Annotated in this window: 25 protein-coding genes; 9 read left to right on the top strand and 16 right to left on the bottom strand. The window is 38.6% G+C overall.

Going from position 1 to position 20,649, the window contains the following annotated elements; genetic code table 11:
• Position 1 precedes the first annotated feature (1 nt).
• From MBUR_RS01785 to MBUR_RS01765, 5 genes are all read right to left on the bottom strand, one after another.
• Positions 2-475 carry a flagellar protein FlaF gene (locus MBUR_RS01785; RefSeq protein WP_011498507.1) on the bottom strand — a complete coding sequence of 158 codons (474 nt, stop codon included), beginning with the start codon at positions 473-475 and terminating at the stop codon, positions 2-4.
• A 4-nt stretch (positions 476-479) separates the two neighbouring features.
• Complete coding sequence (locus tag MBUR_RS01780; protein ID WP_011498506.1) at positions 480-953, bottom strand: hypothetical protein; 474 nt, start codon at positions 951-953, stop codon at positions 480-482.
• Complete coding sequence (locus MBUR_RS01775; protein WP_011498505.1) at positions 935-1,699, bottom strand: hypothetical protein; 765 nt, start codon at positions 1,697-1,699, stop codon at positions 935-937. The genes MBUR_RS01780 and MBUR_RS01775 overlap by 19 nt, the downstream gene beginning before the upstream one ends.
• Positions 1,700-1,816: 117 nt before the next feature.
• On the bottom strand, positions 1,817-2,377 hold the full coding sequence (locus MBUR_RS01770; RefSeq protein WP_011498504.1) for an archaellin/type IV pilin N-terminal domain-containing protein: 561 nt from the start codon (positions 2,375-2,377) through the stop codon (positions 1,817-1,819).
• Positions 2,378-2,391: 14 nt separating this feature from the next.
• Positions 2,392-2,964, bottom strand: coding sequence for an archaellin/type IV pilin N-terminal domain-containing protein (locus MBUR_RS01765; protein WP_011498503.1), 573 nt, complete (start codon positions 2,962-2,964; stop codon positions 2,392-2,394).
• Positions 2,965-3,845: 881 nt separating this feature from the next.
• Between MBUR_RS01765 and MBUR_RS01760 the strand changes: the two genes are divergently transcribed.
• Positions 3,846-4,034 carry a CxxC-x17-CxxC domain-containing protein gene (locus MBUR_RS01760; RefSeq protein ID WP_011498502.1) on the top strand — a complete coding sequence of 63 codons (189 nt, stop codon included), beginning with the start codon at positions 3,846-3,848 and terminating at the stop codon, positions 4,032-4,034.
• A gap of 741 nt (positions 4,035-4,775) precedes the next feature.
• On the top strand, positions 4,776-5,081 hold the full coding sequence (locus MBUR_RS01755; RefSeq protein ID WP_011498501.1) for a hypothetical protein: 306 nt from the start codon (positions 4,776-4,778) through the stop codon (positions 5,079-5,081).
• Positions 5,082-5,149: 68 nt separating this feature from the next.
• Here MBUR_RS01755 and MBUR_RS01750 read toward each other — a convergent pair whose 3' ends face one another.
• Both MBUR_RS01750 and MBUR_RS01745 read right to left on the bottom strand, forming a co-directional pair.
• The gene (locus tag MBUR_RS01750) at positions 5,150-6,154 is read right to left on the bottom strand and encodes a hypothetical protein (protein WP_011498500.1); all 1,005 of its coding nucleotides are present in this window, start codon (positions 6,152-6,154) and stop codon (positions 5,150-5,152) included.
• Between the two features lie 145 nt (positions 6,155-6,299).
• Complete coding sequence (locus MBUR_RS01745; protein ID WP_011498499.1) at positions 6,300-7,589, bottom strand: hypothetical protein; 1,290 nt, start codon at positions 7,587-7,589, stop codon at positions 6,300-6,302.
• 400 nt (positions 7,590-7,989) lie between these two features.
• Here MBUR_RS01745 and MBUR_RS13705 point away from each other — a divergent pair, with 400 nt between their 5' ends.
• Both MBUR_RS13705 and MBUR_RS12795 read left to right on the top strand, forming a co-directional pair.
• Positions 7,990-8,133: a hypothetical protein gene (locus tag MBUR_RS13705; protein ID WP_157196616.1), complete on the top strand. Its 144-nt coding sequence runs from the start codon at positions 7,990-7,992 to the stop codon at positions 8,131-8,133.
• A 78-nt stretch (positions 8,134-8,211) separates the two neighbouring features.
• Complete coding sequence (locus tag MBUR_RS12795; RefSeq protein WP_052286177.1) at positions 8,212-8,493, top strand: hypothetical protein; 282 nt, start codon at positions 8,212-8,214, stop codon at positions 8,491-8,493.
• Between the two features lie 40 nt (positions 8,494-8,533).
• On the opposite strand, the gene MBUR_RS01735 is transcribed toward MBUR_RS12795, so the two are convergent.
• Complete coding sequence (locus MBUR_RS01735) at positions 8,534-9,472, bottom strand: UbiA family prenyltransferase (RefSeq protein WP_011498498.1); 939 nt, start codon at positions 9,470-9,472, stop codon at positions 8,534-8,536.
• A 262-nt stretch (positions 9,473-9,734) separates the two neighbouring features.
• Here MBUR_RS01735 and MBUR_RS01730 point away from each other — a divergent pair, with 262 nt between their 5' ends.
• Together MBUR_RS01730 and MBUR_RS01725 are read left to right on the top strand one after the other, a co-directional pair.
• Positions 9,735-11,036 carry a phenylacetate--CoA ligase family protein gene (locus tag MBUR_RS01730; protein ID WP_011498497.1) on the top strand — a complete coding sequence of 434 codons (1,302 nt, stop codon included), beginning with the start codon at positions 9,735-9,737 and terminating at the stop codon, positions 11,034-11,036.
• Between the two features lie 74 nt (positions 11,037-11,110).
• A complete protein-coding gene (locus MBUR_RS01725; protein ID WP_011498496.1) occupies positions 11,111-11,959 on the top strand; it encodes a methanogenesis marker 8 protein in 849 nt (282 codons plus the stop codon).
• A 76-nt stretch (positions 11,960-12,035) separates the two neighbouring features.
• Here the strand turns inward: MBUR_RS01725 and MBUR_RS01720 are convergent, their stop codons facing one another.
• The 4 genes from MBUR_RS01720 to MBUR_RS14595 are packed head-to-tail and all read right to left on the bottom strand — an operon-like array spanning position 12,036 to position 14,934.
• Positions 12,036-12,434 carry a formylmethanofuran dehydrogenase gene (locus tag MBUR_RS01720; RefSeq protein WP_011498495.1) on the bottom strand — a complete coding sequence of 133 codons (399 nt, stop codon included), beginning with the start codon at positions 12,432-12,434 and terminating at the stop codon, positions 12,036-12,038.
• Positions 12,435-13,679, bottom strand: a complete 1,245-nt coding sequence (locus tag MBUR_RS01715) for a formylmethanofuran dehydrogenase subunit B (RefSeq protein WP_011498494.1) — start codon at positions 13,677-13,679, stop codon at positions 12,435-12,437. It abuts the gene before it with no gap.
• A gap of 16 nt (positions 13,680-13,695) precedes the next feature.
• Positions 13,696-14,154, bottom strand: coding sequence for a (Fe-S)-binding protein (locus tag MBUR_RS01710; protein ID WP_011498493.1), 459 nt, complete (start codon positions 14,152-14,154; stop codon positions 13,696-13,698).
• Between the two features lie 54 nt (positions 14,155-14,208).
• Positions 14,209-14,934, bottom strand: coding sequence for a ferredoxin-thioredoxin reductase catalytic domain-containing protein (locus tag MBUR_RS14595; RefSeq protein ID WP_011498492.1), 726 nt, complete (start codon positions 14,932-14,934; stop codon positions 14,209-14,211).
• Positions 14,935-15,057: 123 nt separating this feature from the next.
• On the opposite strand from MBUR_RS14595, the gene MBUR_RS01700 reads away from it, so the two are divergent.
• A complete protein-coding gene (locus MBUR_RS01700; RefSeq protein ID WP_048063146.1) occupies positions 15,058-15,255 on the top strand; it encodes a hypothetical protein in 198 nt (65 codons plus the stop codon).
• Between the two features lie 106 nt (positions 15,256-15,361).
• On the opposite strand, the gene MBUR_RS01695 is transcribed toward MBUR_RS01700, so the two are convergent.
• From MBUR_RS01695 to MBUR_RS01680, 4 genes are all read right to left on the bottom strand, one after another.
• Entirely contained in the window at positions 15,362-16,288 is a 927-nt protein-coding gene (locus MBUR_RS01695; RefSeq protein WP_011498491.1) for a NosD domain-containing protein, read from the bottom strand.
• A 22-nt stretch (positions 16,289-16,310) separates the two neighbouring features.
• The gene (locus MBUR_RS01690) at positions 16,311-17,462 is read right to left on the bottom strand and encodes a COG1470 family protein (protein ID WP_011498490.1); all 1,152 of its coding nucleotides are present in this window, start codon (positions 17,460-17,462) and stop codon (positions 16,311-16,313) included.
• 108 nt (positions 17,463-17,570) lie between these two features.
• Positions 17,571-18,551 (bottom strand): hypothetical protein, encoded by a 981-nt coding sequence (locus tag MBUR_RS01685; RefSeq protein WP_011498489.1) that lies wholly within the window; start codon positions 18,549-18,551, stop codon positions 17,571-17,573.
• A 300-nt stretch (positions 18,552-18,851) separates the two neighbouring features.
• On the bottom strand, positions 18,852-19,106 hold the full coding sequence (locus tag MBUR_RS01680; protein WP_048063144.1) for a winged helix-turn-helix domain-containing protein: 255 nt from the start codon (positions 19,104-19,106) through the stop codon (positions 18,852-18,854).
• Positions 19,107-19,393: 287 nt separating this feature from the next.
• On the opposite strand from MBUR_RS01680, the gene MBUR_RS01675 reads away from it, so the two are divergent.
• Together MBUR_RS01675 and MBUR_RS01670 are read left to right on the top strand one after the other, a co-directional pair.
• Positions 19,394-19,726 carry a CGGC domain-containing protein gene (locus tag MBUR_RS01675; protein WP_011498487.1) on the top strand — a complete coding sequence of 111 codons (333 nt, stop codon included), beginning with the start codon at positions 19,394-19,396 and terminating at the stop codon, positions 19,724-19,726.
• A gap of 219 nt (positions 19,727-19,945) precedes the next feature.
• Positions 19,946-20,626 (top strand): DUF169 domain-containing protein, encoded by a 681-nt coding sequence (locus MBUR_RS01670; RefSeq protein ID WP_011498486.1) that lies wholly within the window; start codon positions 19,946-19,948, stop codon positions 20,624-20,626.
• The last annotated feature ends 23 nt before the right edge of the window (positions 20,627-20,649 follow it).

Here is a 20,649-nt window from a genome sequence, read left to right as displayed (position 1 = left end):
TTTAACCACCAATTGTCCAGCCTTTAGAGGAAACTATGCCGTTTGGAGTTATAACTTTCAAAATGATAGCATCCCCATTGTTATATTCTTCCATTATCTCAATCTCCATTTCTTCGAGTGGATCTAGAATGTTGGGATTTAGCTGGCCATCATAGACATCCAGTGCCCACCTATTGCCACCCATATAATCGGCAGTACCGTTTTTAATAACAATAATATCCCATAGATCGAACTCACTTAACTTTGTCTCACCGGTATTTTCCACCATGAAATGAAGATGATTTTCCGTTGAATTAAACCAGATATTCTGTATTTCAATATCTGTTTGCATTTTATCTATTGTCGTTGTATGCATTGCACTATACCCATCAAAAGACGAATCTATGAATTCATTCATTCCGAATACGAGGGTGTTTGCTACAACTAACATAGTCGTAATAACAAAAAAGGCCACAATTACTGTATCAAGACCCATGCTATCACTTAGAAAATATATCCGACCCAGATACCCCATTATAAAGAACGAAATTTATATTGTAGGTGTCGCTGGGTAGAGTATCTAACTCGATGCTCGTTTTAATTGTTTCACCTGCATCCCATGTACTTCCATCACCATTTTCAAGCGTATAATCCCAGGTAGGAGCAGATGCATTTTCAAAATAAGGATGCCAGCTATTAGAAGAGGACGTGATGAAAATATCACTCATTCCAAGATATGATAAAGGAATCCGGGAAGAGCCAACATTTTTGACCCAAAGAGAAATGTTGTTTTCCTGAGTAGAAATAAAAATTATATCAATATCAGTTTTAACTTCAGTCCCCATTTCATGTGAAATAGCTGAGTAAGAACGCGACAACTCATTGATCGAAGGAACTACAGTATTAATGAGGGCTATGACAGCTACAATACTTGCGATTGTTAGTATTGATGTAGTTAGGACTTCGCTTGACATGTTTTCTCCATATTTTGTTCATTCAAAACATAATCCAGTACCATAGAGTCAAGGCTCGAATCATCAGGATTGAGTATACGAGAAAGCCTGAATAGATCCATAACTGATTCATCGAGATCATTATTTTCATACAGAATATTTGTAATTTTGAGTAAGATCTTTTTCGTATTCTCTGGAAGATAGCCCAAAAGTGAGAATATATCGAGTAATTCCGGCATGGTTTCAGAATCATATTTTTTGACCATATCCTTCCCCCAAACAATTGTCTTGTGGAGAGAAAGTGGATCAGTAAGTTTCAAGTCAGAAATACCATTTGCTTTTTGAGCATAATCATTGACACCCATAGCAAAATTTGCCTTATTGTTATCAGTAAAACCAGGAATATTCTGTGAGACTGACCTAACTTCACATGCATCAGGAATTGCATCCACAGGAGGAATATTCACAGGAGGTTCTATGGTCGGAGTATCCACTATCGGTTCAACTATTGGAGTGGTATTCACAGGTGGTTCAGGGGCTTGAGCAGTTACTGGAGCAGTAATATTGGCTAATGCCTGAACATTCTGAAAAGGATTTTCAATCGTGCTCATTGTTTCCCTGATATCCAGAAGGAGCTGTTTGACAGAACCTTTGATTTCAACTAGCTCTACCTCCAAGTCCGCAACTTTTGATTCGACGGTGTCTCCTTCAGCACTCGTCATCAGAGTATCAATCATTGACTGGTCGAAACCTTCTGCATCACCCATTGTACATCACCTAAAATATGACCATATATATAATAGTTAAATTGACGTTAATGACATCGATTTATAAATTGATATTTCTTATGCCTCATCCGAAAATAAAAAAAGATGAGACACTCATTAATAGAGTGTCATTATTGCGTCTATCTGAGGAGGTGCCGATCTCTGCAGAGTGTAGGAAGCTCCCTCAGGTGGCTTTATCTCAAACTGGAATTCATCGTTAGCACTTATAGAATAGCTGCTAAGATCAATGCGCACTTCGAATTTCTCGAATTTCTCAAGAAGGTTATCAGCATCGGCACCGCCATATTTTGCTGGCACGGTCATTTCGGGATCATCCATAGTAAAGGATGCATGGTTATTAAGATCCGTATATGTGATTATAGTTCTGTTCATATCAATAGGTGAACCTCCCGCAGTAAGTTGCACAAATACGGTCACATTTTCAATAGTATTAGCAGTAATGTTTCCAGATGCAATAACATCCCCACTTACCTCAAGACTACTGCTGGCCTGTGCCACGCCCGTGTGTACGACTTCCTGACTCTTCTGGGTTGTGTAGAACCCTGCTCCAAGCATGACATAACTGAAAACAGCAGCCACAACGACAAACGCTACTAAAACAATTGCTGCTTCAAGTCCAGTAAATGCTTTATCATCATTAAAGAATTTCTTAAACATTTTCCATCACCTTCTCAATAAACCGTATAATAACTATTTGCAGTAATTTCAGGAGGCATAGATCTTTCTACTATCAATACAGCCCCAGTTGGTGGCTTAAGTTCAATCTTTATCTTTTCGTTCACACCAGGCATGGTTGTAACTAATGACCCCCCAGCCCCCAATTCAGCTGTGATCTGATATTTCTCTCCCTTCTCAACCAACTCATCACTGTCCCCAATTATAGCTGAAGTGCTCCAATTACAGTTAGCTACAAAATTATCCGAATCGGTGTATGTCAAAATAGATTTGCTGAGATCTACAGGCGACCCTCCAGCTGTGGTTGATATATAGAAAGTAATATTTGCAACACTTCCATCAGACGTATGACCTTTAGCGACAACGTCCCCAGCCACTGCAACACTACTACTGGCCTGCGCCACACCTGTGTGTACGACTTCCTGACTCTTCTGGGTTGTATAGAACCCTGCTCCAAGCATTACATAACTGAAAACCGCTGCTACGACTACAAATGCAACCAGAACGATTGCGGCTTCAAGCCCAGTAAATGCTTTGTCATCTTTTATGATTTTGTTCCATTGATTCATACTTTTATCATCCCTGATTAATATTTAATTGGTTTTACTCGTAAATATACTTTTCTGATGATGATGGTTATGATGATGGAATGGTTTGACTTTTGAGGGCTTTATCCAAATACCATTCCAGAGTACAGAAATTGATCACCAGATATGAGGATAGCAAGATGATTACCACAATTATTCATCTTTATCGCAGGCATAATATTACTGCAATATTTTGCTAATCATTGATAGACATCAGGATTTTAAATCATATTTCTCGATCACTACAGTAGCAGCCCTTATTCTTGCCCATATGATTCAAAATCGAAGCATATTCACGTACTGGCATTTTCAGCTACAACTACTACCCGAAAAGTTTACCCCACAACCACTCGATAGACAACAGCAGACTTTGAGCCCATACCCAATCCTGATAAATTCACCCTTATTGCTAGCATGTTATCGGAAGAGTCGAGGTCTTTGCAATTATTGTTCTGTTAACACCTGGCATTTTGGAAGCATTGAACAGGACTATTATACCATGTAGAGGATATACTGAGCATGATAACGGTAGTGAGATAGAATTTTTTGAAATATCATGTTTCACATAATGAATTATTTCCCTGTATAAAAATTGAAAATAATGAATTTTTTCACAATAGATCAATTAAAAGATAAATAAATGATCCAAAAATAATCCACTGAAAGCCGATAAAAACAGAACCAAACGGCATCACAGCAATATTTTGAATTTCCAGTTCTCTGAAAAACCAACAGTGCTATATATAATCAGACCCTGAATTGAATAAGTCAACGAATCCATCAAGACCTCCCAAGAATAAGGTATCCCCAAGTGCGGCTCTTTTTGGATGAATTTGGTATAAAATATAAAGGGAGGAAAAGAGATGGAAAGAAGAAGCTTTAACGGCAGAGGCGGCGGAAGCGGTGGTTTCAATAATGGACCAAGAGAGATGCACAAAGCTAAATGTGCTGACTGCGGTCAGGAAACAGAAGTGCCTTTCGTACCGGACCCTGACAGGCCAGTATACTGCAAGGAATGCTACCAGAGCCACAGACCACCTAAACGATATTAAGTGGATGTGAATCTTACTATTATTTAAAACGATCAAGATAAAGGTGTGCGATCAGATAAAATATTCTGAAATGATCGCCGCTACATATTTTTCAATTAATTTTTGTGCGATACATTGTTTGCCAATACAATTTATCAACAATTTTAGGGGATGAGGATATAGAAGAATCATCGATTTTAAATTAAAATCAGGGGTCTTCCCTAACTAACTTTTACTAGTCGCCATTTATACATCCTATAACCCCACATTAAGCACAATGCAAAGTATATTGAATTTTAGAATAATATTCAACAAAAATTCGATATTTTTATAGCACATATATAGTTTTATTTCTGAGATAGATAACAGATACAGCCCTGCATATTTTAATACGTTTAATATAATATAATATAATATAATATAATAAACAACACTGTCCTCTAAAAAATAAGGAGACTGATATGAAAAAATCAATTCTTATTGTAGCAATTGTCTTATCATTGGCAATTTCCGGTTGCATCAGTCCACCTGAAGAAATTCCATTAATTCAGATGAGATCACAACAACGAGTACTGAAAACTTAAACATAAAAATCAACGATACTAACAAGGCAAAGATAATCCACCCAGAGCTTCTGACACTGACGAACCAGCTTTTATAGAACCCATCATTCCGAGCATTAGATGGCGACTATGATGCAGCCATGATGTTATTCACACAGATCCTGATGAAGCAACTGAAGAAATAAATGCTCTTGGTGACGTGTTATCATATTCACGTTCACAATATCCGGAAGAAAACGATATTATTATTATGGGGAATCTCAATGCGGATAGTAACTACTTTAATGTGGATGATACCTCTGCCCTGGACAATTACATCTGGCTCATAAATGATTCTTGCGACACCACTACCAAAAGTACCGATCGTGCATATGACAGGACCATTTTGACCGACAGTTCAGACATTATAGAAGAGTTTGGTGTTTTCAGATACGATACAAAATATAATTTATCCGAAAAAATTACCTTAGCCGTCTCTGACATTACCCAATCCATATGGAAATAAATTGTATTAAAGACTATGACGAGTAAAATACAATAAAAAAAGGGGTACCACATATCAATGGTACCCTTTTATTGCCCCACTAATGAAGTTAGCATGAACCCTGTTACCACCATAGCAATGATTCCTACGACCCAGAACTTGACTATCTCTTTCATAGGAATTGTAACAGACACCACGCCTCCGATCTCATTTTGTGAAATTGCCGGAGGGGCTGTAGCAGGCATATTCTGTACAAGTGTTGCTTTTTTGACAGGAGGTTCTGTTACAGAAGTATTTGCTCTTGCCTCAACTACAGGTTTAGCAACTTTTTGAACGGCTGCCTTTTCCACAACAGCGGGTTCTACTTTCAGTATAGCAGGCTTTTCTAGTTTAGGTTCAGAAACTGACCCCTCGCTTCCCTTATCTACATCTTTAACAAATATGCCATTATTTTTATCATCTGCAGACTCAACGAACATAATACTGTCCCGCTCTTCAGGAAGTACAGAAGATCCCTTTATTTCAGACTCCTCTGACATGCGTGCTTCAGCATCAAATCCAGAAAGTTCCTCAGGCTCTCCTTTCAGCCCTTTGGCCTTTGCATCTTCAAATGCCGTCCACTTGTTGCTTTTAATTTCAGGGTTCACTGATTCCAGCCCGTCCTGCGGCTCTTCTATTATGCCCACCACATCATCAGCAGGAACAATCTCATCCGTGGAAATTCCTGCCATCGGAGAATCATTTGAAAAGGATAAACTCTGTTGTGCAGGTACACTTTCTTCCTCTAAAATGGGGGTATCTGAACTAAAGTTTACAGTTTCAAAAGCTACATCATCATCTTGCTCAAAACCACTTGCAATACCTTCGATCTCATCTGCCTTTGCCCTTGAACCCAGTGCAGCATCTATTATTCCGAGTTCTTGCTGAGCATCCGCCATGAGTCTTAATGCCTGTACATTTCCGGGTTCTATCAGCAGGCATTTTGTGAAATATTTCACTTTCTTATCCAGGCTTTTCGTTTGAATTCCAAGGTCAAACCAGTTTTTAGCACTTTGATCCTTTTGTTTTTCCTTAAGCTTTTCAATAAAATCCATTTGAGATACCTCTTAGAACAAAACCTGCAATTTTGTAAGAACATATGCATGAGCAGGGTTGCTAAATATAATAGTCTTTGATAACTATAAAAATATGTGCCTTAGTAAATTAAAAAAACTCGTTTTCACCAGATCATTAAAGAAATTAGATATATTGATCGTATATTGCGTCAAGCTCTTTGCCAGAAATACTTTCCATGATACTTATGTGGTCATTGTTACCAACATGCCCCATATTGATGAATTCAATATTAGCGTCTTTAAAGATATCAATGTCAACCTCTTTATAGAGAGAATAAGTTAGAATGAATGCCTTTTTGTAATTTCGTTTGGTCTGATATGCATTACCTGAAACTAATTCAGAAGGTATCGACCAATCGGTAAGTGACCCTTCATTCATTTCAGGTTCTCCAATTTCATAGAGCCTGTCCAATTCTTTTGTGGCTTGCACTGGATCAAGTTTTTCAAGCACCATTAAAGCATAAAAATTAGCGTAGCCTTCATCCATCCACAATTGCTCAAAAGAACAGCTTTCTGTCCAGTAATGGGCCAACTCATGTATCAATGTTATATCCCTTGATGTATGAAGCAGCAATATCCCATTGCTCCAATTATTAAGCCCCCCATAACCACTAGTATCTTCCATACTACCTTCAATAATAGTTATGTCATAACCAGCAGGATATGCCACACCCCAACTATCTTCGAGCATAACAAGACTTCTGGATGTTGTATCCATGACATGCTCTGCCCACTGCTCTTCCCCATCCCAGTACTTGACTGTCACAAGAATATCCTTTTGTTTTAGTACCACAGTTTCAACCATACTGTTCAATTCGGTGTGCTTTACAAGATCAATCGTTATTGATGCAACATTTTTTCCCAGAATACCAGGATCAAGTACATAAATATCATCCAGATACGATGTTACGCAATCCTGATCAGTCGTATATAGCTCATATTCATTAGGCACGATAATCTTTGCAGTTGCGACATCACTGTTGTCCCAGATCTTGAAAACTGCAGTATTTTGATTAACAGGTATGTTATACTCGACTACAAATGAGTAAAACTCTTTATGCCAGACTCGTTCATTGAATCTAAAAACATAAAAATTCCCATCCCCTCTTGTATATTCCATGCTGCCCGAACTATCATATGCCCGGATATCCACAGCATTCTCCGGAATGTAATAATTGTAGGTGTCGTAATATCCTTGCCAGTAACGTGTACTTTCATCGACGTTATTGAATGTGACCTCTTTAGTTACATGCACAATATTCTCGTCATCGAGAAGTTCGTAACTAAGTTCAGCAGATGTGAAGATCCCATCTCCCTCGGCTGAAACGACCGTCACTGTTGCTACAAGCAGAAAACTGAACAAAAGTATTATTGCTGCATCAATTGCAATTATTCTCTTTTCAGACACCTTCATGATAAAGATGTTTTCATGGACATGGACTTAATTCATGTGGCGTAAATTTTGCAATTTATGTACATAATCCGACCGATATAAAATAAGATCAAATCAAATCTCAAATCCGATTATTTAATTTTCAAGATGCATCGATTGAATTTATTAAAATAATAACTTTCGGCTATGCATACATGAAATACATACATAACCCACCAGGATCTCTAAATTTACTGTAAGCAATACAGCAATACAGCAATACAGCAATACAAATAAGTATTAAACAAAAAAAATATTATAATAAGATCATTATTTGAGAGTTTATCAGGAGTGTTTTTGATGTTCGAGTTTACCATAGAAATGCGCCATATAAACTCACACCTTCACCACGCATTCTTTTCTTTAATGGCAGTTGCAAGCAGTGAGCACCATAATCGTCCTGATATCAATGATAACACGTGCACAGGAGGAACTTATGGAGATTACCATCGAAATTTCCCCACATGTCGTAATAAGTCCACACCCCGAAGATGGTGATGGACTTCATTCCAAATATCTCCTATAATTAATAAAAGGGAAAGAAGGAGTGAAATGAGTATCACCGTATCTTTCGTGCCAGGCTGTCCTTAAATACAAGGACAATGTGGAAGGAGCTCTTCTCAAAGGAATAGAACCGGAAGCTGAAGATCAGGTAATGTATGTCAGCAAAGATATTATTTCCGGAAGCTTCACAATGCTTGCACTTACAGGACATGGCATCGTTCTTGGTGATAGACTTGCAGATAACCTTGCGATAGGTATCGGTAGCAATGTAGAAGCGATCCATCCAGGTTCACCCACACAATCATTTAAAGTTGTAGGAATTATCAACACCAGAACTCTGCTCGATGAAAGTATTGAATGTGTTATCTGCCGGTTTAAATGAAAATGCCCAACTCGATGGCAGATGTTTACACGTTTGGTCCTCAAAATATCATAATGCCGATATCGAACGCATAAGGAACTAGTCTGGAGAGCACTATACCCACACAAACAAGGACTGCCCACACAACAGGCTCCCCTGCTGCAAGGATATAGCATCGGTGATCATTTCTTGACATTAGAACTTTGTCTTTGTATTTAATTGAATAAGCCATTACCAACATTATCATTAAGACAAAAATTGGCAATATTTTCATATAGACACCAAATGCAAGCAATATTAAGGTTACAATATTGAGCATTTTGAGAAAAGACATACTTTTGCCATGACCGAATATTGCTGGAATGGTCAACAACCCTTTTATCCGATCCCCTTCCATATCTCGAATATCGAACATTATCTGGATTCCCATCATCCTAAGAAATACAAAAGCTGATATGACCATTGCAGACATGTCTATTTGATACCCATAATAGATGAACATTATGTAGATGAGGAGACCCCATACAAGAGATACGAACAAATTCTTGAATGCGGGAAATTTTTTTGTAATGGATTTAAAGTGTGAATGGTACATAAGCCCCAGTATAAGGATCGAAAATCCAATGAGCATATTTTTGATATCACTGAAAATTAAATATGTGAAAGCTATTGCCACAATGGAACCATATATGGTACCGATCAGCATTTTTTCGTCATTTTTCTGCAGATATTCTGAACGACTTGAGTAATTTCCCTTGTCTTCCTCTGCACCAGTAAAATAATCATACACATATATTGAATAGAATATCAGGTAGATGATCAACATAAAATCCCAGGTTATCGGAATGGCAAATATTATCGATGCCATAATAGCTACGCAGATAGCCCCAAATGCAAAAATATGCCCACCGTATATGAAATCTTTCCATAGTGCAGCTGTAATATTGTGGAAGTTTAGATTATTGGTGCTATTTCTAAATAATACAGATTCTTTGCTCATTGACAACCCTCAAATAAAAAATGTTTGCACACGTATTAGAACTGCATGTCCATAAAAACTAAAATTATGTACAAATAATATAGATTTATAAATATTTTATTAAACGTATGTGTTATGGCTTCATACATTCGCAAAAAAGAGAGACTTTAATACACTGTATTTTGATCAATTGGATAATTTCCATGCCCTGCAAGACATTAAAAAAAGTACAGTAAATCATTTAAAGATTGAATTCATTCAGATGTGAAAAGGTGATCACATCATGAAATACTGGCAGCCAAAATATGAAACGATGAAACATGATGAGCTTCGTGAACTGCAATTGAACCGCTTGAAAAAAACGGCTGCATCTGCCTACAATAATGTGCATTTTTATCGAGAGAAATTTGAAGCACTTGGCATAACTCCTGAAGATATAAGATCACTAGATGATATCAGAAAGTTACCAATGACCAAAAAGACGGACCTGCGTGACAACTATCCATTCGGTCTTTTTGCAGTCCCAAAAAGAGACGTTGTGCGCATTCACGCCTCTTCAGGAACAAGTGGAAAACCAACTGTTGTTGGATATACTGCCAATGATATTGAAACATGGGCAAATATGATGGCACGTAATTTTACAATGGTAGGGCTGGACGCAAACGATGTTTTTCAGAATGCTGTCAATTATGGTCTTTTTACAGGCGGACTGGGTTTTCACTATGGTATCGAACAACTTGGCGCCATGGCCGTACCAAGCGGGACTGGAAACACAGCCAGACAGATCGAAATGATGCAGGACTTTGGCGTTACTGCTATTCATTGTACACCTTCTTATGGACTGTACCTTGCAGAAACCGTCAGGGAAATGAATATCATTGATCAATTATCATTACGTGTCGGATGCTTTGGTGCAGAACCATGGTCATCCAGTACCAGAAAAGAACTTGAAGATGCTTTTAATATTAAGGCTTATGATTCCTATGGACTTTCTGAGATGATGGGACCTGGCATCGCATTCGAGTGTCAGGAACAGGATGGCCTTCACATATGGAGCGACCATTATCTTGTTGAAGTGCTGGACGAAGATGGAGAGCAGGTTGCTGAAGGTGAAAAAGGAGAACTTGTACTCACATCACTTACAAAGGAAGCGCTTCCTATGATCAGGTATCGTACAGGAGATATTACAAGACTTCTTAAAAGTGAGTGCGCATGCGGACGTACGAGCAATCGCATCTCAAGGATACTCGGAAGAGCAGATGATATGCTTATTGTAAGAGGCATCAATGTTTTCCCATCACAGATAGAGAATGTTCTTGTGAGGATCGAGAAGATCACCGACCAGTTCGAGATATATCTTGACAGGAACAAGAATAAACTGGATGAGATAACAGTCAGAGTAGAACTCGATGAAGGTGCATTCACAGGTGAGATAAAGGACCTCGAATCAACAAGAAGACTTGTTGAAGGTGAGCTTAAGAGCGTATTGAACATCAGGGCCAATGTAGAACTTGTGGAAAAGGGGACAATCCCAAGAACCACAGGTAAAGCTAAGAGGGTCTTTGACAGAAGGGAAGCTATCTAAGTCCCTTTTCTATTTTACTATTGAATATCCAATTAGAACAATTGTTCTCAAAAATCAGTTATGAGGTTACAATAATGGCACATGTAATGGAAATCCTTGGAAAGACGAAAGTCGTTGTAGAGAATGGCAAAGTGGTTGAAGTCGGTGAACCGGAGATCGACTGGTGCCCACTGTTCGAGAAAGCAAGAGGCATCAAAAAGATCACACGAGAAGCTGTTAAGGAGAACATGGAATTTCGCATAAAAGATTTTGGTCTTTTTACAAAGGACCGTATGCTTGAGATGGATGTTTTCGTAGGTTTTGGTGCTTCCGAAGTCATGATGACAGGACTTGGAAGGGACATTCTCGATACCACCGTGACAGTTTGTGATGGGGCAGGCACTGTTATCACGAATAATCCTGTGCTTGTTCAAGGAATGGGTGCAAGGATATCGGGACTTGTGGAGACCGAACCTATTGATGAGGTCATAGATCGTATTGAGAAGATGGGCGGTATTGTGCTTGAACCATCTAAGGCCATCATCGACCCAATCGGCGGAGTACTAAAAGCAATTGAACTCGGTTTCAAGAGAATTGCGGTTACTGTTGTTGACCCGGAAACTGCCAGAATACTTCGTGAAATTGAGAGTGAGAACAACCTTGAAATGATGATAATCGGCGCCCATACTACCGGCCTTAGCAGGGAAGATGCACTTGAGATAGTAAAGTATCTTGACATCATTGCTTCCTGTGCATCAAAAGCGATACGGGATATCATCAAACCTCTGGCACAGGTCGGGACTGCAGTGCCTCTTTTTGCACTTACGCAAAAAGGAAAAGAACTTTTACTTGAACGTGCAAAGGAAGTTGAAAGTCCCATTCTTGTCAATACTATGCCATTGCCAGTATTACCAGAAAAAAAGCAGCCTAAGGAACTTATCTGAACTTTAGTCGGGCTTTGCACCCAAACTGTTGATAGCCAACGCCTAGAATAATTTATTCATAAATCAAAAAATGAGGTCACTCATCAAAACTAGTGACCTTTTCATCCTTTGCATCGGAGATGGATGCAATTATCATTTTGAATTTCGGAACTCCTGAGCCACCTGTCTCAGAAGATACCAGTGCATTTGACCAGGGGCTGTTGGTCATGTATCCGATGCCTTCATGCCCTTTCTCGTAGTCGGAAGGTCTGAGATGCACAACAACTCTTCCGAAGTTGTTCTTAAGAACTGCCTTTCTTCCAGCCTTAAGCACCATTTTCTTCATGTCACCTTTGTCCAGCAGAATTACAGCTGAACGTTCGGCATATTCATCCCCACATCCTGATGATTCAAGAGCAGTGCTTTGGAAGACATCCCTGTATGTTATTATCTTGATATCGTATTCAGGAGCTTTAAGAAATTGTCCAAATCCCATTTATAATTCCCCCATAATGCGTTCCAGTATCTCTGCATCACACATTCGATCAGTTTCAATCATGGCTTTGAACTCAACTTCAACACCATCCATCCTGACAGCAGTTCCTCCACACTCCGAACCTGCAGTGGCAGCTGGAATTGACACTTTTGCTTTTCTGGAGGTCAGAGTATTGCAGGGGTCAATCGTGATGACCGGAATGTCCAACAGCTCTTTTGCAATACTACCTGGAAGACTTGACATCGGGTCAGACCCTATTATAAGCGCTGCATCAACGGTTCTTTTCCTCAGCAATTCCACAACAGAACAGTGTGGTCCATGTTCAACATCATCCCCTGTGAATTTGACACGGTTAATATATCCAGTTTCCCCGTGTAGGTTATGATTGGATCCCCGCATATTATACTGACCGACCATTGGGATGAGATGGAAGTTCGAAACTTCATTGAGCTTATCCATTAGACGGACTAGCGGTTCAATTTCCTCAAGTGAATAAACAAGACCCAAGCCAACACAGATCACCCCGAATTCAGCTTTTTTAAGCATATTCGCAAGTTCAAGTATCTTCTTCGGACTCATTCCGAAAGAAACCTTGGGGACCTTGCCGGAAAGACCATTTGTGAGTGCATTAAGCAACTCTTCATCTGCCTGTGGTGGTATCTGGTAGAACTTATCACCGCAGATAGTAGCAGTATCAGACTTTCTCACATCGATACAAATTGCCGTACGATCTTCTTCCCAGCCGCGTTGCCTTTCTTTTCCACGGGGAAAGTAGGTGTATTTGGATAAATGTCTCGGGTGTGAGTTAGAGGGATCTGCACCCCAGTAAACGATAACATCCGCCTTGTCTTTTACCTCATCAAGTGTGCAGGTCCTTATCCTGCTCTCAAGTATTGCTTCAACGATAGGCCCCTGACAGAAAGAAGAAGTATCATCAAAATAAGCATCCGTTTTTTTTGCCACCTCAATAGCATTTTTTTGAGCCTGACTAGTCGAGTTTCCCATCCCGAATATCACCGGAGATTTGGCTTCTTTGAGTATTCGAGCAGCTTCTATGATAGCAGCTTCAAGAGTTGCAGGTTCGTTGTTTATCCTGCACTCAGCAGGCCTATCACATTTTTTTAAGCGAGCTACACCTTTTAGACATGCATTGTTCACCTTTGAGACCTTACCATTTTCTAGCTCGATCTCTATATCATCACAGAGAAGTCCGCACCCTGTACAAACGTAATATTCAGTTTCCATTTGTTTCACACCATGATCAGACGAATTCAATTGCTTTTGTAGGACATGTGACGATGCAACCATTGCATAGTATCTTATTTTCACCAAATCGACGACACTGACTTACATTGGAGAGACGTACAACACCATCTTCCACACGAAGGATGACATTGTCACTGGTAGGTGCTCTCCCTGATCCCGCACCATGAGGATCTTCAGCCACATTAACAGGACATGCAACAACACAGTTGCCACATCCAATGCATTTTTCAGTATGCACTATCATACCAGACTCCGAAGCCTCTCCTGCAGGCGTGATGATCTCGGAAAGTTTTTCATATTTATCTTTGAACTTGTCCTCTTTCAGAGGCGGACAATCATCGACCACTACCTCTCTTGAAAGAAGCGCTGCTGCAAACGCCATACAGGTCGCTTTTCCACACTGTTTGCAATTTGTTTTTGGTAGTAACTGGTATATTTCTAATGCATTTGCCATAAATTCACCTGAAAAATATTAAAATTTAAAAAGAAGGGATGCGATATCTTCGTTTCAGTCCTTTTTCTTAAAGAACAGATCACAATGACAGGAACCACCATCATTAATCTCATCCTTATGATATATACATGGACAGATTATCTTTTTGTCCTCCTGCTCATCGCCAGTCACGATCCTGCAAGGACAGTAATTCTTCCCATGTTTGTTCCTGTTCCTTGCGAGTCCTTCAAGAACAAGATGCAATGACTCTTCATCAGGATTTAACATATATCCTGCCTTATCAGCATATTTGGCGGTCCATGCGTGCATGTCTTCTTTAGTAGATTCATTATCTGTCATGTTTATCACTTCTGATGGACTATTTCCTGACAATTGTTCCAGCAAGTTATCAAGATGTTCCCTGAACTTATCCTCATTGGTGAATCCAACAACGTTATTCTGCAGATTCCCATCTTTGAAGAAAAGAAGAGTGGGTACACCTAATATATTGAATCTTTTTCCAATCGCAGGTGAAGCTTTGAGGTCTATCTTAATAAACTTTACCTTCGATTCATATTCGCTGGCCACTTTTTCGAATACTTGACCCATCTTTTTGCAAGGTGGACATGTCTTTGTAAAGCAATCGACTACAACAGGCAAGTTTGAATGCTCCACCTCTGCCTCAAAAGCAAAAGTGTTTATCAAAAAGAGATTCGTGTTCAACTCCACAATCACAGGTCCAGTAACTTCGCCTTGATTAGATCTCCCAAAAACACTTCCGATAAAACTTTCCAATCCCATTTATAACACCTTTTTTTAAAATGTAATTTCTGCTACTATTAATCATATGCACATAAATTATTTAACATTGCACATTTTGAGTTGAGGCTCCATTTAAATAATATCAGATTATAGAGAATTATTATGGCAATAAGAAATATTAGTACAAAACAAGCACAATATGTAGGATACTCCATATTTATATTCCTTTTTGTGCTGATAGCATTTCCCCTGCTCATCCCCATGGGCTTCAAGATGCTGATCCTTGTACCACTTGCTTTTGCTATCGGCATGGTGGGCTACTGGCTTGGCGGTTTTATTCACAGAAGGATGAGTGAATAAATCAACTGATCAGTGAATAGAGAGATGCATGAATGAATACATATATAAAAAATTGACAATATGAAAAAAGTATATAATAAAAATGAAAGCCACATTTTGTGGGCGATCATGAATTCGTTTTCTTATTGAACACAACAAATATTCCCATTAAAAGCAATATGGGAAATGCTACTGTTGGAAATTCAGGGATCTCTTCAGAAGTTTCCTTTGAAGGCTCTATAGGGTTCTCTTTTACTAAAACTATTGTTGGTCGTGTTGATCCTATGCTTGCAAGAGGATAGTTGTCAACTTCATTTTTTACAGGTATCTTGTAAGGAACATCTGATACATCATCATGATCTTTATCAATGAAACCTTCACTTTCTTCATCGAAGAAACTATAATGATTTCCTTTATCCACACCGTCATCCCATTGATTATTTCCATTGGAGATCACGACATTCTCAATGATGCTGTTCAGATACAACTTATTATCATCAGAGGAAATAATTCGTATCCCGCCACCATTATTGTTGATCATATTATCGGTTATGATATTATTATCACTCTTAAAAAGCAAATACACCCCATATCTTTGGTTGTGCTCGATAACGTTTTGTTCAATAACATTTCCTTTTGATCCAAACAGATATACCCCATATTGATTGCCTTTAAAAGTATTGTTCGTTAGAATATTGTTGTCTGATACAACATATGAACCACTTCTCCCATTACAAAGAACAAAACCATCTACAACTAAGCTTTCTGCATAAAGGCTAAGGGAATTACCCACTCCCATTCCATCTATGATAGGACTACCCACTCCCTGCAATATTATTTGTTTGTCCAGAATAACATTTTCTTCATAAATACCACTGTGAACAATGACCTTGTCACCCTCATTTGCATTGTTCACAGCATCCTGGATATGTGAATACTCTTGCCCTTCCCCCACCTCAAGGATAGATGCACTCGCCTGTGTCATTAGAATAGCCATGAATAATGGCAATAGAATTATTTTTATAATTCCATTGGTTTTATAATTAATACTCATTATCGTACCCACCATAATCATATTAAGTTCTGCGCCTTAGTAGCAAAAGTACCATCATTGCGATCATCAAGCTTACAACACCAAATCCTGGTACAGCCTTATCTTCAACTGACAATGGAATATCCATTATAGGAGTTTCCTTTCCCCCAAAGATCACTTGTCCTTTAATGAGATATTCGCCTTCTTCAACTGGCTTAAAATAAGATTCAAGTACTATTTTTTCAGTCTTTTCTACCGTAAGCTCATCGCTTTCGATCATATCAATAAGCACATCATCTCTAAAGATCTCGGCTTTAAATTTAGCATCTGCTTCTATATCTCCGGTATTCTGGAAATATGCCCTTACCTTAAGGAGATTACCCGGTGCTTTTTCACCCTGTATCAGAATATCCGTAAGCTCCCCCTGTCTTGAAAGAGAACCTACTGAAAGGATCTTAAAATCGATGACCTCTGAACGCAAAAGTTCGTCACCTAAGAATATATCGATCTTTGCACTATAATCACCAGGTATAGTTGAGATAGTAGTATCCCAATTAACCAATATAGTTCCGGATGCAAGAGGAGCTATTCCAGACTCATCATGAACAAAAGTACTGATCAGATCACCGTTGCTCAGGATACTTACTTTTATTATTGGCTTTGCTACAACATTTCCGGTATTTTTAAAGATCGTTCGGATCTGAGCTGAATATCCGGGTTCAGAATCATCTACATGTATGGCATTTACAACACCTCCAAGTATCTGTTCACCTGTAACTTCAATGTTCACACTTGCAGATGCACCGATAGCCATTGCACTTCCAGAATCTTCAGAATCCAGCTCATTGGGAATGCTTTGAACAAGTACAGTTCCTGAATAATTGCCATTTGCAGCATCTTCAGGCAAAATAAACCTGATGACCACATTGGTCCGGCTCTGTCCTTCAATAGTAACAGAATCAATACTGGCATTATCACCCTGATAAAAACTTATCCAGTCTTCAATATCTCCGGAAGCATCAAGTGAGAATGTTGTAGTTTCAGGACCGGTATTAAAGATAGTGAGCGACTTTGTATATTCATACCCTTTCAATCCATCATAAATATCGATCTCTGCGGGAGACACACCAATGCCTATTGCAGATGCGGGATGGATCATTGCTAACATTATAATTAAACTTAAGATCACTTTCATGATTTTACTCCCCATAATTATTCATTGTGAATCTATGACAGATGATGTATAGAGTATAGTTTTATGGTCCAGAAATAAAGAAAAAAGAGGAGAAAAGTCCTCTTTATCTTACGGTGCAATAGTAATTGCTATGTCACCGGTATAGCTATCTGCTGCAGTTCCTACAGGAGCTGTGATGTCAAAGCTGATCTGTGTTGGTGTGCATGGCATCAGGAATCCCTGAAGAGTTACAGGAGATGAAAGGTCATAGACATGCTCGCCAAGAAGTTCAACGCTCAAAGCTTCTGCACCAATGCTCTGACCAAGGTTAGTACCAATTAGATCTGTTGCATCAACAGTGATCTGAAGTGGCTGGTTACCCTGATTTTTGATAGTTGGTTTTTCTGGGGTTAACCAATTCTCATCACCGGCTACCCACTTTTCAACATTGACCATGATAGGGCCGTAGTTGACCTGTGTGAAATCAAGCTCAATTGCTTTGAGTGCCATGTAGTCAAAATAAGTATAGCCGATCATGTAGGCACCACCTGTATCTACAGCCTTGAAATAGACAGAATAGTTACCAGGTTCATCATGGTTTGTCAGTGTATTTGCTACTTTGAACATCTTTGCCTGCTGTTTGAGTGGATCAAGCATCCAAAGCAGGTTATCATATTCAGCCTGTGTGATCAAACCCATCTCAAGTGCTGCAAGAAGTGCTGCATCCTGATCTGCGGTATTGGTAATATCTGCACAGGTAACTTCAGGACCCAATTGTGCATCGGTTGTACCGAAAAGCTTCTCATAAACTTCTACAATATCCTGCATTCCGTTTGGATCAGAAACAACGATGAACTTGTAGAAATCTGTTATTACTTCATCACAAGCAGCACCAGGGTTTGGCATGATCTGAGTACCGGCTTCTAAATGATCCAGATCACCAGATTCATTGTATTGTGCATTTACCATATCCATAACGAACATCGATTCAATTACTGGTGGATTACCAGCAGAACTGATAGTTGCCGTTACATCTACTTCATCAGCTGTAGCGAATGGAACTGTTATTAACATTGCTACTACTGCTAAAAGCATTATTATGTTTCTCATATCGTATCCTCCATTTGATTATGTACTTTGCACCTGTTCAGAGGTAGAACTAGTTGTTACCACCACACAAAGGGATCACTTGGAATGACCCCCACTCCAGTTGCAATTAATACAACGTAAAAAAAGGTAATAAAGAGGAATGAACTATAGTTTAGAATATATAATTCTTATTTATTGTCAGAACTGGGGGTTAGAACCATAGGTAAGGTGCAAGAGGAAGAGACAATGATCGAATTCTGTGATAAATATCTGTAGATAAAACTAAATTCTAAAAAATACTCATAAAAAGAGAAAATTTGATCAAAAACTGTTGTTTTCCAAAGAGAACATCATATTAACGTCATTTATCTTGTGAAGATATTCAGATCCAAGATCAGTAATAGAATATTTGTTAATATCTTTTTCTACAAGACCAATACACATCATCATTATGAGATATTGGTTAGCCCTGTTGAAATTCAAGTTTGCATTGTAAACAATTGCTGTTTTCGTTGCATCTGATTTTCTTACGACATTGAGAATGTCTACTATTATTTCCAATTTTCCACGGCGCATATTTCCCACAACACCCTATGTATATTTAAATAACCCAAATAACTCATAGAGCACTCAATATTTAAGTATTACGCAATCATTATATCTGCTTATAATGATGAGAAGCATAAAGCCCACGAAAATGATAGATACAAAACACTGTATATCATTATTAGCTAATATAGGCTCTGTAGAAATCCTCAAATGATGTAAGGGGCTAAGATTAAATAAAAATTTCTTGTATATCATGTGACTACAGGAATTTAATAAGTTAGAATATTTATACAAATAAAAAGTGGTGCTTTATTTTGAAAATTGGAATAATTCGATGTAGGCAAACAGAAGATATGTGTCCTGGAACTATGGATTTTAAAATAATAAGAGAAAAGAAATGTGCTTTTGAAGGCATTAAAGAAAACATTGAAATAATAGGCATGGTTTCTTGTGGAGGTTGTCCTGGCAAAAAAGTTGTAACCAGAGCCAAAGAAATGGTTAAAAGAGGTGCTGATACTATAGTACTTGCGTCCTGTATCACTAGAGGAAATCCTATTGGTTTTCCTTGTCCGCATGCAGCAATAATAGAGGAATCCGTAAAAAATAAACTTGGTGAAAAAGTTCAAATAATTAATTACACTCATTGAATTTTATTAAAATGAAGGATTTCTACAGAGCCATTATTTTTCATTCTTTTTTAACCACAATAAGCACAATTGATAGTAGTGAATAGTGTTTACCATACATAGAAATACTTAAATATCATCAGTTGTGTACATTTGCACCATAACCATAATAAATCTACTGAATCACTAGCTATATACGGTTCAGATCATAAATATAGTATAAATATGGAGTAAATCAATATGGATCTCAAAGAGCTAAACGAATTCGGTAAAATACTCACAAAAAAACTCAACCTAAAGACAAAACCTGTTGCTGTCTCACTTATTCCGAAAGGGTATGCTATTCCTGAAGGTATTGAGAAGCTCGATGAATCTACAAGGCACTGCCAGATGGTGGACATGGTCAGAAAGACCGGCAGAGAGTTCTATGCAACCGCAGATGAGCAGGCATGTAAAGGCGGTTCCGCAATAATGGGACTTAATGAAATGCCAAGCAAGTTATCTACCGGTCAAACCTATTTAAATCTAAACCGTTTTGACACTATCAATGCAGCAAGACGCACAATGGAAAGTGTTACTAGATTAGAGGCTAATTCCATTAAAGCTGTTGTTTATGGCCCTCTTGAGAATGCAACATTTGCTCCGGATGTAATTGTAATAATCACTACACCAAAGCAGGTAATGCAGCTTTCACAGGCACTTATATACAAGCACGGCGGCAGAGTAGAAACAAGTTTTGCAGGAATCCAGAGTGTTTGTGCCGATGGTGTTGTAAAACCATACAAAGAAGGAAAGGTCAGCGTAACCCTTGGATGTGGTGGCAGCAGAAAGTTCGCAAACATCGCAGAAGACGAGATGATCATAGGAATCCCTGTGGAGAGAGCCCACGACCTTCTTGAAGCAGTTAATGAGATGCTCTGATACGAGCATCTTTGAATTTCTTA

Origin of the sequence: Methanococcoides burtonii DSM 6242, from assembly GCF_000013725.1 — an archaeon.
GTDB classification, from domain to species: Archaea; Halobacteriota; Methanosarcinia; order Methanosarcinales; family Methanosarcinaceae; genus Methanococcoides; species Methanococcoides burtonii.
The sequence above is the reverse complement of the archived record's forward strand: the minus strand, read 5'-3'. Positions and strand labels throughout refer to the sequence as shown.

Excerpts from the sequence above, each read along its gene's own strand:
- MBUR_RS01785 (WP_011498507.1), bottom strand. The coding sequence starts at position 475 with ATGGGTCTTGATACAGTAATTGTGGCCTTTTTTGTTATTACGACTATG.
- MBUR_RS01780 (WP_011498506.1), bottom strand. The coding sequence starts at position 953 with ATGTCAAGCGAAGTCCTAACTACATCAATACTAACAATCGCAAGTATT.
- MBUR_RS01775 (WP_011498505.1), bottom strand. The coding sequence starts at position 1,699 with ATGGGTGATGCAGAAGGTTTCGACCAGTCAATGATTGATACTCTGATG.
- MBUR_RS01770 (WP_011498504.1), bottom strand. The coding sequence starts at position 2,377 with ATGTTTAAGAAATTCTTTAATGATGATAAAGCATTTACTGGACTTGAA.
- MBUR_RS01765 (WP_011498503.1), bottom strand. The coding sequence starts at position 2,964 with ATGAATCAATGGAACAAAATCATAAAAGATGACAAAGCATTTACTGGG.
- MBUR_RS01760 (WP_011498502.1), top strand. The coding sequence starts at position 3,846 with ATGGAAAGAAGAAGCTTTAACGGCAGAGGCGGCGGAAGCGGTGGTTTC.
- MBUR_RS01750 (WP_011498500.1), bottom strand. The coding sequence starts at position 6,154 with ATGGATTTTATTGAAAAGCTTAAGGAAAAACAAAAGGATCAAAGTGCT.
- MBUR_RS01745 (WP_011498499.1), bottom strand. The coding sequence starts at position 7,589 with ATGAAGGTGTCTGAAAAGAGAATAATTGCAATTGATGCAGCAATAATA.
- MBUR_RS01735 (WP_011498498.1), bottom strand. The coding sequence starts at position 9,472 with ATGAGCAAAGAATCTGTATTATTTAGAAATAGCACCAATAATCTAAAC.
- MBUR_RS01730 (WP_011498497.1), top strand. The coding sequence starts at position 9,735 with ATGAAATACTGGCAGCCAAAATATGAAACGATGAAACATGATGAGCTT.
- MBUR_RS01725 (WP_011498496.1), top strand. The coding sequence starts at position 11,111 with ATGGCACATGTAATGGAAATCCTTGGAAAGACGAAAGTCGTTGTAGAG.
- MBUR_RS01720 (WP_011498495.1), bottom strand. The coding sequence starts at position 12,434 with ATGGGATTTGGACAATTTCTTAAAGCTCCTGAATACGATATCAAGATA.
- MBUR_RS01715 (WP_011498494.1), bottom strand. The coding sequence starts at position 13,679 with ATGGAAACTGAATATTACGTTTGTACAGGGTGCGGACTTCTCTGTGAT.
- MBUR_RS01710 (WP_011498493.1), bottom strand. The coding sequence starts at position 14,154 with ATGGCAAATGCATTAGAAATATACCAGTTACTACCAAAAACAAATTGC.
- MBUR_RS14595 (WP_011498492.1), bottom strand. The coding sequence starts at position 14,934 with ATGGGATTGGAAAGTTTTATCGGAAGTGTTTTTGGGAGATCTAATCAA.
- MBUR_RS01700 (WP_048063146.1), top strand. The coding sequence starts at position 15,058 with ATGGCAATAAGAAATATTAGTACAAAACAAGCACAATATGTAGGATAC.
- MBUR_RS01695 (WP_011498491.1), bottom strand. The coding sequence starts at position 16,288 with ATGAGTATTAATTATAAAACCAATGGAATTATAAAAATAATTCTATTG.
- MBUR_RS01690 (WP_011498490.1), bottom strand. The coding sequence starts at position 17,462 with ATGAAAGTGATCTTAAGTTTAATTATAATGTTAGCAATGATCCATCCC.
- MBUR_RS01685 (WP_011498489.1), bottom strand. The coding sequence starts at position 18,551 with ATGAGAAACATAATAATGCTTTTAGCAGTAGTAGCAATGTTAATAACA.
- MBUR_RS01680 (WP_048063144.1), bottom strand. The coding sequence starts at position 19,106 with ATGCGCCGTGGAAAATTGGAAATAATAGTAGACATTCTCAATGTCGTA.
- MBUR_RS01670 (WP_011498486.1), top strand. The coding sequence starts at position 19,946 with ATGGATCTCAAAGAGCTAAACGAATTCGGTAAAATACTCACAAAAAAA.